General features: G+C 44.9%; 13 protein-coding genes. 9 read left to right on the forward strand and 4 right to left on the reverse strand.

Annotation, left to right across the window (positions count from 1 at the left end):
- Nucleotides 1-61 precede the first annotated feature (61 nt).
- The 4 genes from folB to MASE_RS02965 all read left to right on the forward strand — a co-directional run bounded on the left by folB (nucleotide 62) and on the right by MASE_RS02965 (nucleotide 2267).
- Nucleotides 62-415 (forward strand): dihydroneopterin aldolase, encoded by a 354-nt coding sequence (folB, locus tag MASE_RS02950; RefSeq protein ID WP_014948271.1) that lies wholly within the window; start codon nucleotides 62-64, stop codon nucleotides 413-415.
- Nucleotides 415-909 carry a 2-amino-4-hydroxy-6-hydroxymethyldihydropteridine diphosphokinase gene (folK, locus tag MASE_RS02955; RefSeq protein ID WP_014948272.1) on the forward strand — a complete coding sequence of 165 codons (495 nt, stop codon included), beginning with the start codon at nucleotides 415-417 and terminating at the stop codon, nucleotides 907-909. Before folB ends, folK begins: the two co-directional genes overlap by 1 nt.
- A gap of 8 nt (nucleotides 910-917) precedes the next feature.
- Entirely contained in the window at nucleotides 918-1718 is an 801-nt protein-coding gene (locus MASE_RS02960; RefSeq protein ID WP_014948273.1) for an undecaprenyl-diphosphate phosphatase, read from the forward strand.
- A 177-nt stretch (nucleotides 1719-1895) separates the two neighbouring features.
- Nucleotides 1896-2267, forward strand: coding sequence for a histidine triad nucleotide-binding protein (locus MASE_RS02965; RefSeq protein ID WP_014948274.1), 372 nt, complete (start codon nucleotides 1896-1898; stop codon nucleotides 2265-2267).
- Nucleotides 2268-2348: 81 nt separating this feature from the next.
- Here MASE_RS02965 and MASE_RS02970 read toward each other — a convergent pair whose 3' ends face one another.
- Nucleotides 2349-4043 (reverse strand): dipeptidyl-peptidase 3 family protein, encoded by a 1695-nt coding sequence (locus tag MASE_RS02970; protein WP_014948275.1) that lies wholly within the window; start codon nucleotides 4041-4043, stop codon nucleotides 2349-2351.
- A gap of 449 nt (nucleotides 4044-4492) precedes the next feature.
- On the opposite strand from MASE_RS02970, the gene MASE_RS02975 reads away from it, so the two are divergent.
- Nucleotides 4493-5329, forward strand: coding sequence for an HDOD domain-containing protein (locus MASE_RS02975; protein ID WP_014948276.1), 837 nt, complete (start codon nucleotides 4493-4495; stop codon nucleotides 5327-5329).
- 111 nt (nucleotides 5330-5440) lie between these two features.
- Here MASE_RS02975 and MASE_RS02980 read toward each other — a convergent pair whose 3' ends face one another.
- On the reverse strand, nucleotides 5441-6631 hold the full coding sequence (locus MASE_RS02980; protein ID WP_014948277.1) for a benzoate/H(+) symporter BenE family transporter: 1191 nt from the start codon (nucleotides 6629-6631) through the stop codon (nucleotides 5441-5443).
- A 186-nt stretch (nucleotides 6632-6817) separates the two neighbouring features.
- Between MASE_RS02980 and MASE_RS02985 the strand changes: the two genes are divergently transcribed.
- The gene (locus MASE_RS02985) at nucleotides 6818-7381 is read left to right on the forward strand and encodes a helix-turn-helix domain-containing protein (RefSeq protein ID WP_014948278.1); all 564 of its coding nucleotides are present in this window, start codon (nucleotides 6818-6820) and stop codon (nucleotides 7379-7381) included.
- A gap of 217 nt (nucleotides 7382-7598) precedes the next feature.
- Here MASE_RS02985 and rdgC read toward each other — a convergent pair whose 3' ends face one another.
- The gene (gene rdgC / locus MASE_RS02990) at nucleotides 7599-8510 is read right to left on the reverse strand and encodes a recombination-associated protein RdgC (RefSeq protein ID WP_014948279.1); all 912 of its coding nucleotides are present in this window, start codon (nucleotides 8508-8510) and stop codon (nucleotides 7599-7601) included.
- A 117-nt stretch (nucleotides 8511-8627) separates the two neighbouring features.
- Nucleotides 8628-10358, reverse strand: a complete 1731-nt coding sequence (locus tag MASE_RS02995) for a sensor histidine kinase (RefSeq protein WP_039224522.1) — start codon at nucleotides 10356-10358, stop codon at nucleotides 8628-8630.
- 254 nt (nucleotides 10359-10612) lie between these two features.
- Here MASE_RS02995 and phoB point away from each other — a divergent pair, with 254 nt between their 5' ends.
- From phoB to MASE_RS03010, 3 genes are all read left to right on the forward strand, one after another.
- The gene (gene phoB, locus MASE_RS03000) at nucleotides 10613-11302 is read left to right on the forward strand and encodes a phosphate regulon transcriptional regulator PhoB (RefSeq protein WP_014948281.1); all 690 of its coding nucleotides are present in this window, start codon (nucleotides 10613-10615) and stop codon (nucleotides 11300-11302) included.
- 100 nt (nucleotides 11303-11402) lie between these two features.
- A complete protein-coding gene (gene phoR / locus MASE_RS03005) occupies nucleotides 11403-12704 on the forward strand; it encodes a phosphate regulon sensor histidine kinase PhoR (RefSeq protein WP_014948282.1) in 1302 nt (433 codons plus the stop codon).
- 16 nt (nucleotides 12705-12720) lie between these two features.
- A complete protein-coding gene (locus MASE_RS03010; RefSeq protein ID WP_014948283.1) occupies nucleotides 12721-13749 on the forward strand; it encodes a PstS family phosphate ABC transporter substrate-binding protein in 1029 nt (342 codons plus the stop codon).
- The last annotated feature ends 8 nt before the right edge of the window (nucleotides 13750-13757 follow it).

Consider the following 13757-nt stretch of genomic DNA (forward strand, 5'->3'; position numbering starts at 1 on the left):
TAGTAGGGCTAATAAAAACGGCGATAAACTGGTTTGATAACAGTACAAGATGAAAAATTCCATGGGAAAAATTTATATAACAGGGCTTGAAGTAGACACCCTGATTGGTGTTTATGATTGGGAGCGAGTAAGAACCACCCAGCTACTTCTTGATGTAACACTTGATGTTGATTTAAGCGCTGCGATGCAAAGCGACGATGTTGCAGACACTGTAGACTATGCAAAAGTGGCAGAGTGTATTGTAGAAGTAGGCAAAGAAAGCACATTTGAGCTACTTGAAGCTCTAGGTAATAAAGTGATGGACGCCGTTCTTGATAATTTCACCGTTGCGTCAATAACGCTTAAAATTGTTAAGCCTAATATCCTTCCCAATGCGCAAACGGTTGCTGTTGAAATGCGTAAAGAGCGCAATTAATGTCACAACACACCATCTTAATCAGCATTGGTTCTAATATTGAACGTGAGCATTACACCAAGCAATCTTTAGTTGCCCTGAAACAGCACTTCTCAGATGTCGCAGTGTCTTCGGTCTACGAGAGCGAAGCGGTGGGCTTCAATGGAAGCCCTTTTTATAACGCAGCTGCTCGGGCGACGACATCAAAAAGTATAGAAGAGGTGTGCGCAATTCTTAAAGCCATTGAAAAAGACAATGGCAGGGTGCATACAGACAAAAAATTCTGTGCCAGAACCCTTGATCTCGACTTGCTTACCTATGATAGTAAGGTGACCACAACCCCTGTGGTTTTACCTCGCGAAGAGATTTGCTACAACGCGTTTGTGCTTTGGCCGTTAGCTGAACTTGTTCCCAACGACATTCACCCTGAAACGCAAGAAACCTATGCCAAAATGTGGCAAAACTTTGATAAACAGAAACAGCAATTATGGCCGATTGACTTTACTTGGAGTTAAGCAAAGGAATGACACTTTTTGAAATTATTATTTTAGCAATTATTCAGGGCGTTACTGAATTTCTTCCTATCAGCAGCTCTGGACACTTGTTGTTGCCCGCTGAACTTTTTGGTTGGGTAAGTCAGGGCTTAGCGTTTGATGTCGCCGTTCATGTGGGAAGCCTGCTTGCGGTTATGATCTATTTTCGTCAAGAAATCGCTCAGATGACCGTAGCTTGGGTAACACAGGGGTTTAGCAAGCAACAATCTACCGACAGTAAGCTTGCTTGGTACGTTATTGTGGCAACTATTCCAGCGGTTATTATTGGCTTTTTAATGAAAGGCTGGATAGAAGAAAACGCACGTACGGCGCTGGTAATAGCGGGTACCACTATTATTTTTGGTTTGCTGCTATGGTACGCCGATGCCACTGCAAAACGCGAACAAGAGCTAGAAGGACTGACACTTAAGCAAGCCATCTATATCGGGTTAGCCCAAGTATTGGCACTCATTCCTGGCACATCTCGCTCAGGTATTACGATGACCGCGGGTTTAATGTTAGGCCTTAAGCGCGAAGCGTGTGCTCGCTTTTCCTTTTTGCTGTCTATTCCAGTTATTTTAGGCGCGGGGCTTTTAGCCACTCTCGACCTGCTTAATGCCAACGAAGCGGTAGACTGGTATGCGCTGCTTTATGGCGCGGCGTTTTCATTCGTAAGCGCCTACCTTTGTATCTATTTGTTCCTAAGCTGGATATCGCGTATCGGCATGCTGCCTTTTGTTATCTATCGCTTGGCGTTGGGCGTAATACTACTGTGGTTTGTTTTCGCTTAAATAAAGAAAAAAGGGCGCTATTCTTCGTATGAGGGGTCTTCGTATGAGGGGGTTATTCGCATGAGAATGTGCCCCAGCGCCGCACAATAGCACTTAATTTTTAATTATGTTCGCAGGCAAATGTTTTAACACCGCTAACATAATTGGTAATCACCTAATTGGTAAGGGAAGTGAGATATGGCAGAAACAATATTTGACAAAATCATCAGCAAGGAAATTCCAGCGGACATATTGTACGAAGATGAATTGGCGCTGGCGTTTAAAGATATAAACCCTCAGGCACCGACTCACTTTCTGGTTATTCCGAAAAAGCAAATTGCAACGGTAAATGATATAGCCGAAGAAGATCGCGAAGTGGTGGGGCACTTGTCATTTGTTGCAGCAAAAATTGCAAAGGAGCAAGGGTTTGCTGACCAAGGCTTTCGTACGGTAATGAACTGTAATGAATACGGCGGTCAAACGGTATATCACATTCACCTTCACGTGTTGGCAGGAAAACCGCTAGGCTGGCCTCCTTACACTGAAAATATGAAGCAACACGTAGAGTAGCGTGGAAAGATAAGAATACAAAAATGCCGCCCTAGATGTTATCTCAGGGCGGCATTTTTATTTAATGAGTACAGTGCTTACTTAGTTAGCAAGCCCCAGTACTTTCTTACCTTGGTTGAAGTGAATATCAACTGGAATGCTCGCTGCCTCTAGGCGCGCTAAATCTGAAGCAAGATCGGGTTTAATTACACCCATAGTTTCTACTAGCTTCGCTACGCCATCGTAATCGCCGTCACCTTGTAACGTAAGGATTAGTTCAGATAGTGCTTCTACTGCGGCGCCCATCTTCTCCATATTTACGCGATACATGCCGTCTTCTGTTTTCTCGAAGGCGCCTTGCTGGGCAAAGAAGTTAAAGCGGATCATGTTCGCTTTTCCGTGTGCAGAGCTTGCGCCGAAGCGCACAGAACGGAAAATGCCAGCCATAAAGGTAACGTAATAATCTTCTAGTGTACCTTCAGTGATTTCACCTTTTTCAAGAAGACTTTGTACCATGTACAAACCTAGAATATCCGCTTTGCCTTCTTCAAGAGCCGACGCATGCTCTTTAAGTGCTCCGCGCACAGTCCCTGATCCATCTAGGGTATTTTTAATCCCTAAACCGTGTGCCACTTCATGAAACATGGTATTCGCGAAAAAGGCGTCAAACGTAATGTGTTCACGTTGCTCTGGTACAATTAACGTATCCGCAATAGGCACCAAAATAGTATCGAACTTTGCACGCATTGCGTTTTTAAGCTGCAGACGGCGGGTACCTTTTTCTAGCTGTACTCGCTCGTCATTGGGCAAGTTAATTGCAATGGTCTTACTGCCTGCATTAGAGTGGCCGGCATAATAAATAACATCATAAGCGTTAAGGTCTGCATCAGAACCTGGCATTTCCGCTTTATATGCCTCAGCAACCGGAAGGCCTTGCTGTAATTCAGGTAAGAAGGCCGCGTATTTAGCTAGCTTTTCACTCCATGCTAAATCTTTAATGAGTACATAGGCTTCAAACGCTGCGCGATAGCCAAAGAGTTGATCTTCGTAGCTTTCAATAGGACCGATAACCAGCTCAACAGGGTTGGTTTTCATATCCATCCACGCCATGTCAGAAGCCAGGTAGTCGTTTGATAGTAGGGCTTCAGAACGCAGCTGCAAATATTGTTTAAAGCTTTCATCTTCAGCAAGCTCTGACGCTTTTTTAAGTAAGTCAGACGCCTTCATTAATTCGCTTTTAAAGGCTTCAGAATAAGGCACCGAATAAAGGTTGCCCGCTTCATCGCGCTTCACCATGGAATAAAGGCCTTGTTTGTCGCCAAAATCTGCCGTGGCAAATTCCTCTTTTTCCATATCATGGGGGTAGAACTCAGCGCCCAGCGCTTTGTCTTCATAGCCACTTAAAAAAGGCGTATCGCCATTTAAGCGATCCCAAGGGCCATAGTTGATCGCTGCAAAGTGACGGACCTTTTCGTCGCTAATTGATGAAAGAAATGCATCTTTATCTTCAAAGAACGCTTGTTTCCAGAATAAGTCGTCCATGATTTTCGATGCATCAATTAACAGTGAAAGCATTTTGTGTTGATTGTCACTCAGGTGTGACAAATCGCTGGTAAGATCTACGCCGTGATAAATAGACAAGCGAGACTCATCAACAAGTAAGGTTTGCTCGGAAGCAGTTTCAGGCTTTGCTGTCTGAGTTGGTGTTGTATCGGCGCTTTTGCTGCACGCGGTCAGCATAAATAAACCCGCTACTGCAGCTGCAATAGGAGAATAAGTTGTAATTGTTTTTTTCATAATGACTCTTACCGTGTGGTTTAACCGCATTGATTTACAGTATGCGGGGCGGTGAATAGATAGCTCACTATAGCTATGCTTTTGATTTAATACAAAAGTATGAAAAATATTTGCTTAATATCAATAGTGGTTTGCTACCAGTTGACTATACTTTAAAAAAAGCTCTGGTGGTTCTACCGTTGCTAATAATTCGCATCGACACTGTATTTTTTTAGTTGGTCGAAACTAAAGAGCTACTATAGTATGGTGATAGAAATACCATAATAAAACAATAAACGGTTTGTATTTTAGCGTGAAGCATAGAGGCCTATGTAAGTTAACGCACGGAATGCAACGCACAAACATCGAATCTATTTTAGTCATCAGTTTTGCTGGTGGTCGAGATGATTAACTGGTAAAGCAACCTATCGCCTTCACGAGGCTATTTGGAACTTTCTAAGGGTAGAAATATGTCTACACAGAACGCGCTTTCAACCATTTTGGTTGAAAAAATTAACAATGACACACTCGTCCTTCCCACGCTTCCTGCTATTGCATTGAAAGTCCGCAAAGCGGCAGACGATCCCGATATTAACTTAAACGCGATGGGTGATGTGATTGGTCAAGATCCATCACTTAGCGCAAGAATGATCAAAATTGCGAACAGTGCTTATATGGGACGTAGCGTAAAAGTTACTTCTATCAGCCAAGCGGTTACACGAATTGGTTTACGCCAAATTAAAAACATCTCTACTGCACTCGCTATGGAGCAATTATTCGTCTCTAAAAACGATGTAGTTGCACGCTATTTACAACAAGAGTGGGCAAATACAGTTAATATCGTGGCTAACTCTATGGCGGTGCTTCAGCTTTACATAGCGCGTACCAAAAAGCGTGAAATGAGCATGGATACCATGACACTAGCGGCACTGGTTCACAACATTGGTGTTCTGCCTATTTTGACCGAGGCTGAGCGTCACCCTGAAGTCTTTGCGAACCCTTCATTCCTTGAAGTGGCAATCGATAAATTAGCTGGCCGTATTGGTGCAAGCATTATGACAGAGTGGGGCTTCGGAGAAACATTCGTTAATGTTTCAAAAAATTGGAAAGACCTAAGCTACATGCCAGAAGAGTTAACCTACATTGATTTCGTTCGTGTTGGCGCTGCAGTTTCAGGTGCGGTAGACAGTCAAAAAGATGCGATCTTAAACTTAGCTATTCAGCGCGGTGTGGTTGAAGATATGGGCGAGCTTCACTCTGATGAGTTTGAAGAGCTTGCAAGCGCAGCGAAGCAGATCTTCTTGTAAGTGTTTTAAGCGACAAAATACTGCAAAGGCCGGTACTGAAGCATAACTTCAGTACCGGCCTTTTCGTTATGGAAAGCTGACAATGAAACAGCACAAAGCAAACAAATGCCGCTACGCGCTAACAGGCTTCTTTTGAACGTAAAGCAGTAATAAACCTAACCCCAATCCCCACACCGCTGAAGTCATGGAATATAAACTAAATCCTGACGCCGTACACAGCATGGTAAGCAACGCAGGAGCCCTGTGGTGCTCTACTTCCATGGCGCGAACCACCGCTCCTTGCAGCGTAGCTAATAGGGCTAGTCCAGCAAGCAGATGAATAATGATACTGGGCATACTCACAAATAGCGCAACGACCACAGACGCTAATAACCCCATGAACAAATACACCACCCCCGCTGCTATAGCGGCTTTATAGCGCTGCGACTTTTCATCATCCGCTTGCTCGCCCATGCATAGCGCTGCCGTTATCGCCGCTAAGTTAAAGGTAAAACCACCGAAAGGTGCTAATAAGGCTTGAACAATGGCAATGCCTGACAAAATGGGTTTGTGGTCGGGCGTATAGCCATGGGCGTGATGAATAGCTATACCTGGCAAGTTTTGAGAAAGCGTGGTGATAAGAAAAAGGGGAAATGCTAATCCAATGGCAGCACTCAGTGAGAAAGTGGGCGTTACCCAAATAGGCTCGGGCAGGGTGAATATTGATGGCAGCCCTGGTGAGTCGCTTGATAGAGCAACCACACCATCTGCACTACTCATAAACAAGCTAATGGTCACCGACATGATCAGCAACAACAGCATAAGATAGCGGGGAAATAGTCGGCTTCCTACTAAATAAGCCGCGATAAATAACGCAACTAAGTACGGTGCGTCATTAACATCACTGAATATCGCAAGGCATATAGGTAAGAGAATGCCGGCCAAAAGCGCCGATGAGATTGCAGGGGGAATCCGACTTATTTGTTTGAGCAGGCTACGGCTTTGCGCAGTTACAAGAGAAAGCAAGGCACATAGTATAAATGCACCAATGGCTTCACTTAAACGGTAGTCACCGATACTGGTTAACAAAAAAGCCGCGCCTGGGGTAGACCAAGCGGTAACAACGGGCACTTTGGATAGCCACGAAAACAGAATGCAGGTAATGCCCATACCGAGCCCAAGCGCCAACAACCAACTCACTACCATGTCGTCGCTGGCGCCGGCTTTACGCGCTACATCAATGATAATGACAACAGAACTACTGTAACCCACTATAACCGCGGTTAGCCCTGCGCTGATATGACTTAACTTCCACTTGCTCATGAAAACCCTCGTGATGGAATTTCGATTTGGAATCGACCGAGCGATGAAACACGCTTTTAGTGTCTATCGAATGTGCTACTCTACCTTTTTGTGCGCTATAACGTACAATAGTTAACTTAACATCTGTGCGTTATAGCGCACAACTGGTTTATTAAACTCAGCGTCAAAATAAAAGGCCTTCATTACATGACAAAAGCAAATGCGCAGCCTTCTGCTATTTCAAGAAGTATTGCACACCACCTGCAGTCTGTTCGTAAAGCTCGGGGGCTTTCCCTTGATAAAACCGCGCAGTTGACGGGAGTGTCTAAAGCCATGTTGGGGCAAATAGAACGAGGCGAGTCTAGCCCCACAATCGCTACCTTGTGGAAGATAGCAACCGGTCTTGCGTGTTCTTTTTCTTCTTTCTTGTCAGGTGATGAAACCGCACCTACGTCCCAACATGCCGACAACAAGTTCGCTAACGACCCAAACGTAACCATAAAAACGCTATTTCCGTTTAACTCAGCCACCCAGTTTGAAATGTTTGAACTATGCTTAACGGACTTTCATGAGCAGCACTCTTCGGCGCATCAAATAGGCGTCACCGAACATATTCACGTACTACAAGGAAAGTTAGGGGTTTTGCAAGATGGTCAATGGCAAACTTATCAAGCGCAAGAGCAGTGTATATTACGCGCAGACCAGCCCCACGGTTATCGAGATGAAGTAGGAGAAACGCGCTTTATTGTGGTTATTCACTATCCAACTTAAAGCGGTTGGGAAACTTTCTTGCAAAAGCTAGGAAAAAGGCTAGGAGAAAGGCTAGGAAAACAGCGAAGAAGTATTTGCGCTAAATGACGGTTGCCAGTTCAAACAAGCAAGTTAATTAACAGGACCTAATAAAAAGCCTAACTACCCCAAGGTAATTAGGCTTTTCGATAGCGCTAGGCTATCTTTTTCATCGGCTTAATATTTATTTGCCATAAGTTTATAAACTATCGTCGTTAAGATTAAGCGCACCACGAAGGAAGTTAAGCAGTGTACAAATTTCGGCTGACATAAGCGCGAACTCTGCATCAAGGCGCGCTTCAACCTGATCTTTTGGCACATCGTCAGTTTCTTCTTTAATGCGATCGGTGAACTTAACACGTTTAATGGCGCCATCCTCACACATAATAGCCGTCAACGTCTCTGCATATTCGAATGCAACCTTTTGAACCAGCTTACCGGCATCCAAATGAATACTAATTTCTTCGCTGTCTAGCGGCTGGTTCTTACAACGAATAACGCTGCCAGTGTCATCGGTAGATTTAAGCTCAGCTTCTTCAAGTAGACCTACACCTTCTGGTGTTGACTCAGTAACCCAGTGCGTAAGCTCGCTTTGAAGGCTTCTGCGCGTAAATGGCACTACTGGAAGTGAGCCTATGGCTTTTCTTACCATGGCCAAAAAGGCTTCGGCTTTGCCATCAGATGATGCGTCAACTACGACTAAGTTGTCAGCAAGCGAAATAAAGCCGTGAGTGTAGGTGTTTTTCGTAAATGCCTGGGGCAGCAAGCGGGTTTGAATTTCTTGTTTAAGATCTGCCTTGGCTTTTTTACCAACCGGCGAACCGGTTTCCATTTCAATTTTGGCCACCATTTCGTCAAGCTCGGCATTTACCACTGCGCCGGGCAAGATCTTTTCTTGTTTCTTTAGGGTTATCCAAAAACGCTGTTGAACAACATGGAACATGGTGCCTTGCTTACCCGCCTGAGAAAACGGAGAGGCGAACCCCATGGTTGCTAAGTCCTGGCTACCGCACGGGCGAAAAGCGTGTTCGTTAAGGGCACGTTCTAAATCGCCCTCGTCTAGCGATAACGGCTGAGTAATTTGATAGGCTTTTACATTTTTAAACCACATAGTGTAAGCATTCTCTTGATAAAAATAGGGCGCAAGCCTACCAACGTAAGACTCGCGGTGCAATTGAATAAAAGGCCCTAGAAAGCGGGCACCTTAGATTGATAGTGGCAAGAAAGGTTAAGCACTCTTTTTCGGAAAACGAATGGTGTACTGTAAGCCGTTGCCAAGCGTACTGTCGGCCTCTATATGTCCATGCAGTGACTGTGTAACTAGGTTGTACATAATATGTGTGCCTAGACCGCTACCACCTTCTCCGCGTTTGGTAGTAAAGAAGGCATCAAACAACTTACTGAGCTCTTCTTCGCTTAAACCTTTTCCGTCATCTTGGTAGTGGATCACAACATTATCACCATCTTCTTTTACATCTAGTGTTACAGAGCCGGCCGCTTTGCCTTCAAAGCCGTGCGTAATTGAGTTAACCACCATATTGGTAACGATTTGAGCGATGGCGCCAGGTGCACAGGTCACAACTAAATTATCGGGGCAGGATACGTTAATTTGATGTTCAGTATGCTTAAAACTTGGCTTAAGTGACTGAATAATTTCGTTAATATAGTCGCCCAACACAAATTCGCGCTCGGTTTCACTGGTCTGGTCAACGGCCACCTGTTTAAAGCTGGCGATAAGATCAGATGCGCGTTCTAGGTTACTTAAAAGTAATAGCGCAGTTTGTTCGGCTTCATCGATGAAGCTTGCCATGTTCTTACTGGTCAGGCTTTTATCTTCGAAGTCGGTCTTTAAATTGTTAAGTCGCTCTTGTAGAAAGCTGGCTGCGGTCACACTCACGCCCAATGGCGTGTTTACGTCATGCGCGATACCGGCCACAAGACCGCCAAGCGACGCCATGCGCTCCGACTCGACTAATTGCTCTTGCGCTTGATGAAGTGTATCCATCGAACTGGCTAGCTCTTGGTTACGTTTGCGCAGTTCGGCTTCTATATACTGACGATTTTCGTTTTCCTGGCGAAGCTCTCGCTGGTGGGCAATAAGCTCGTCTTTTTGCTGCTCTAAGTCGAGCATAATCTGAGACAACGACGCTGTTTTCTTTGCCACTTCTTGTTCTAAAATCAGGTTTTGGTCGTCTAGCTTCTTGTTGGCAAGAGTGAGTTCATTCTGCGCGTCTTTCAGCTTATTGTTTGAAATAATAAGGTCGTCAATAACGTGGTTGTAAGATTCCTTAAGCTGTAATAGCTCGTTGTCATCATCGAGCTTTATGCTGAGTTTGCTCTCTTCTGGGTGCTGAGGATCGAAATTACCCATTTGCTCAGTAATGGTTTGCAGCGGTTCAGAAAGCATGGTGCGAAATGCGGTCATGAACAAGAAGACCAGAAAGGTGGTTTTTACTAACGCATTACCGATAAGAAAAAATACGCCTACTTCAATACGGCTAAAAATAGTATCAAAGCTAGAATATAAGGTAACGTCGCCAACCGTAGATTCGCGACCTGAGAATTTAAATACTAGTGGGAAGCTGTAGCTAAATACGCCGCCGGGATGATCTTCAATTATTTCACGGTCAACCGGAGCAGGAGAGCGCTGAGCACGGATGCCGTACTCGGCAATGTAGTTACCGTTTTCACCACGAACTTGAAGCCCTTCAACAATAGGCAATGACATAAGGCCTTCGGCGATGGCACGCACTTGGTCGTGGTTAAGTTCCCACAAAGCGCGGGTCAGGCTAGAAGAAAAGGTGTTTTTTAGCGTTTGAAGCTCGCCTTCAACGTGATTTTTCGTGCTGAGGTATTCTGTAAAGATCTGTCCTACCGTCACTAGCAGCGTGAGAGAAAAGTACACTGACAACACTCTGGCTAAGAGTTTCCTTGATAACCCTGTCTTGACCGCAGCCATCGATAAACACACCCCTGTTACATCAGACCTTTTAAATCACCGACAACGCTTGGTAGTAGCTCACCTTTGCAACAATAACAGTCGGTTTTATGTAATTTCAAGAATATGCGTAATCGTATGAATAAACAAGATTATGTATTTAAACTTTGGAACAAGCTTGTATTAAACTTGACACATAAATGTAATCGTTTTAATAAAACTGTCACAGACCACATTAATAATAACGGCGTTTAAAAATGAGCAGGAATATTACGATGTCTCGTACAGTGTTGGTGGTTGAGGACGAAGCGCCTATCCGTGAAATGCTTAAGTTTGTGCTTGAGCAATCTGGTTTTAACATTATTGAAGCCGAAGATTTCGACATCGCGCAAGAAAAAATTTGCGAACCTTACCCAGATTTAATCTTATTAGATTGGATGTTGCCGGGAGGAAGCGGTGTACAGCTAGCTAAAAGTTTAAAGCAGCACGAGTTTACTCGTGACATTCCCGTCATCATGCTTACAGCCCGTGGCGAGGAAGAAGACAAAATTCGCGGCCTGGATGCAGGTGCTGATGACTACGTTACTAAACCATTCTCGCCGAAAGAGCTTGTGGCAAGAATAAAAGCAGTGATGCGAAGAGTAACGCCTACATCAAGCGAGGAGCCCATTGAATTTAATGGTCTTAAACTTGAACCGGTATCACATCGCGTAATGGCGAATGAAGAACCGTTAGACATGGGGCCGACTGAATTTAAATTGTTGCACTTCTTTATGACGCACCCAGAACGTGTCTATAGCCGAGAGCTACTGCTAGATAATGTTTGGGGAACCAATGTTTATGTAGAAGACAGAACGGTAGATGTACATATTCGACGTCTACGCAAAGCTATCTCTCGCCACGGACATGATGCTATGATCCAAACAGTACGCGGCGCGGGTTACCGTTTTTCTACTAAGCTGTAATAAATGTAGTGTTTAGGGAGTAACATAGTGTTATTCCCTTGATGCCGCTGCGCCATCTGGGCATGCGCCCAATTCCACCTTTAACAACGCGAGCTATTTCATGTATTACCCGTTCTCTTGGTTGAGAAGTACATTGCGCTTAGTGCTATTCCTTGTGGTTTTTGCGCTAGTCGGGTGGTATCTAGATGATATGTTATTCGCCGTTGCTATTGGCGCAACCCTGCTACTGCTATTTAACTACTGGCATCTTTACAAGCTAAATCGCTGGTTATGGCATAGTCGTAAAATGTCTCCACCTACCGTGCGTGGCGTGTGGGAACATATTTATGAAGGGATTTATTACCTTCAGCGTCGTAACCGCAATAAGCGCAAAGAGCTTGGTGAATTGGTAAAGCGCTTTAGAGAGGGGTCTGAAGCCTTGCCTGATGCGGCGGTAGTGGTTGATGCTAAGGCCTGCATTATTTGGTGTAACCGCCTTGCTCGCTTGGATTTAGGGCTTAAATGGCCGCAAGACTCTGGGCGTCGAATCGACAACTTGTTGCGCCATCCGGAGTTTATTCAGTACTTTCATGCAGGGAATTATAAATACCCCATTGAAGTACCGTCACCTACCAACCCCAACAAAACCTTTGAATACCGGATTATGCCTTATGGCGATGAGCATTTGTTGCTGATTGCCCGTGACATAACGCGGGTGTCCCAGCTTGAAGAAATGCGTAAGGACTTTGTGGCAAATGTGTCTCATGAATTGCGTACACCGCTAACGGTCATTAACGGATACCTTGAAATTCTTCCTATTGATGAAGACTCCGATCCATTCATGCAAAAAGCGATGAAAGAAATGACATCGCAAACCCACCGTATGCAAAACTTGATAGAAGACTTGCTGGTGTTGTCGCGCATTGAAGCAAGTTCGGAACGCATCTACGAAAATGTTGTGAATATTCCTGTGGTCCTTGCGCAAGTGGAAAGAGAAGCGCAGGCGCTTAATAAAGAGAAAAACCACACAATAAACTTCCACATCGACAAAGAACTCTATGTTTTCGGTGTAGAGACCGAGCTTCGAAGTGCTTGCTCAAACCTAGTGTTTAATGCGGTGCACTACACACCTGCTGGTGGCGAAATTAATGTGTACTGGCGACGTAAACCAAATGGCGCGCAATTTTCTGTGGTAGATAACGGTGATGGTATTGAGCCAAATCATCTAAACCGTCTTACCGAGCGCTTTTATCGCGTGGATAAAGCGCGCTCTCGCAAAACCGGTGGCTCTGGCTTAGGTCTTTCCATTGTAAAACATGTACTAAGTCATCATAATTCTCGTTTAGATATAACCAGTACATTGGGTGAGGGCAGCAATTTCTCGTTTGTGCTGGATAACGAGTTGATTGCAGAGCAACTGTAACCCTAAGAGGCGAGAAGTGTTGGTGAGCAAAAAGCATGACAAGATGAAAGAGCAACGCTATCGCCTTTCAACGTTACTTTTAGTAATAGGCTTATTGTTACCATTTGGAACCCTGGCTGATTCTCAAAATACTCAAAGCTCGTCATCTGCTTCTGGTAGCTATCAAGTACCTGCCTATGAACGCAAGCCTGGGGTGGCAGGAAAAATATCCTCTGTTGGCTCAGACACGCTGGCAAACTTAATGACCTTTTGGTCACAGGAGTTCAAAACTCTTTATCCTCAGGTCGGCTTTCAAATACAGGCGTCTGGTTCATCTACCGCTCCGCCGGCACTTATTGAAGGTACTGCCACCATAGGCCCTATGAGCCGGGAATTAAAGCCCAGTGAAATACGGGATTTTACGCGAACCCATGGTTACCCGCCTACGGTATTAAAAGTGGCAATGGATGCCATCGCCATTTTTGTGGATAGACGCAATCCGCTGCCGGGTATGACCCTTGAGCAAGTTGACGCGGTGTTTTCTGAAACCCAGTTTTGTGGCAGCAATACCGCCATTACCAATTGGTCTCAGCTCGGCGTTGACGATATAGGCTATCGTTCTCCTATCAGGCTGTACGGTCGAAATTCAGTATCGGGTACTTACGGCTTGTTTAAAGTGATGGCGCTGTGCGATGGTGACTTTAAGAATACGGTAAACGAACAACCTGGCTCTGCATCTGTAGTATTGTCCGTGGCCAGCGGTACAGGCGCGATTGGCTATGCCGCTTACGGTTATAAAACCGCAGGAGTTCGCGCTCTGCCTTTAGGTGAGTCGCTAGACAGCTTAATCCCTCTTTCTATTGATACGGTGCGCAACGAAACGTATCCGTTTGCCCGGTTTCTTTATTTAGTGATAAATAAAAAGCCCGGTGAGCCTTTACCTACTCTGGAAAGGGAGTTTTTGCGCTATATCTTGTCACAGGAAGGGCAGCAGCAGGTGTTAAGAGACGGATATTTCCCCATTCGTGAAGACGTACTGGTACGCCAACGTCGATTATTGGAATAGAAAAGCGA

Source organism: Alteromonas macleodii ATCC 27126, assembly GCF_000172635.2.
GTDB classification, from domain to species: domain Bacteria; phylum Pseudomonadota; class Gammaproteobacteria; order Enterobacterales; family Alteromonadaceae; genus Alteromonas; species Alteromonas macleodii.

What these genes read in the sequence shown, in the direction of transcription:
- folB (WP_014948271.1), top strand. Translation starts at nt 62, where the DNA reads ATGGGAAAAATTTATATAACAGGGCTTGAAGTAGACACCCTGATTGGT.
- folK (WP_014948272.1), top strand. Translation starts at nt 415, where the DNA reads ATGTCACAACACACCATCTTAATCAGCATTGGTTCTAATATTGAACGT.
- MASE_RS02960 (WP_014948273.1), top strand. Translation starts at nt 918, where the DNA reads ATGACACTTTTTGAAATTATTATTTTAGCAATTATTCAGGGCGTTACT.
- MASE_RS02965 (WP_014948274.1), top strand. Translation starts at nt 1,896, where the DNA reads ATGGCAGAAACAATATTTGACAAAATCATCAGCAAGGAAATTCCAGCG.
- MASE_RS02970 (WP_014948275.1), bottom strand. Translation starts at nt 4,043, where the DNA reads ATGAAAAAAACAATTACAACTTATTCTCCTATTGCAGCTGCAGTAGCG.
- MASE_RS02975 (WP_014948276.1), top strand. Translation starts at nt 4,493, where the DNA reads ATGTCTACACAGAACGCGCTTTCAACCATTTTGGTTGAAAAAATTAAC.
- MASE_RS02980 (WP_014948277.1), bottom strand. Translation starts at nt 6,631, where the DNA reads ATGAGCAAGTGGAAGTTAAGTCATATCAGCGCAGGGCTAACCGCGGTT.
- MASE_RS02985 (WP_014948278.1), top strand. Translation starts at nt 6,818, where the DNA reads ATGACAAAAGCAAATGCGCAGCCTTCTGCTATTTCAAGAAGTATTGCA.
- rdgC (WP_014948279.1), bottom strand. Translation starts at nt 8,510, where the DNA reads ATGTGGTTTAAAAATGTAAAAGCCTATCAAATTACTCAGCCGTTATCG.
- MASE_RS02995 (WP_039224522.1), bottom strand. Translation starts at nt 10,358, where the DNA reads ATGGCTGCGGTCAAGACAGGGTTATCAAGGAAACTCTTAGCCAGAGTG.
- phoB (WP_014948281.1), top strand. Translation starts at nt 10,613, where the DNA reads ATGTCTCGTACAGTGTTGGTGGTTGAGGACGAAGCGCCTATCCGTGAA.
- phoR (WP_014948282.1), top strand. Translation starts at nt 11,403, where the DNA reads ATGTATTACCCGTTCTCTTGGTTGAGAAGTACATTGCGCTTAGTGCTA.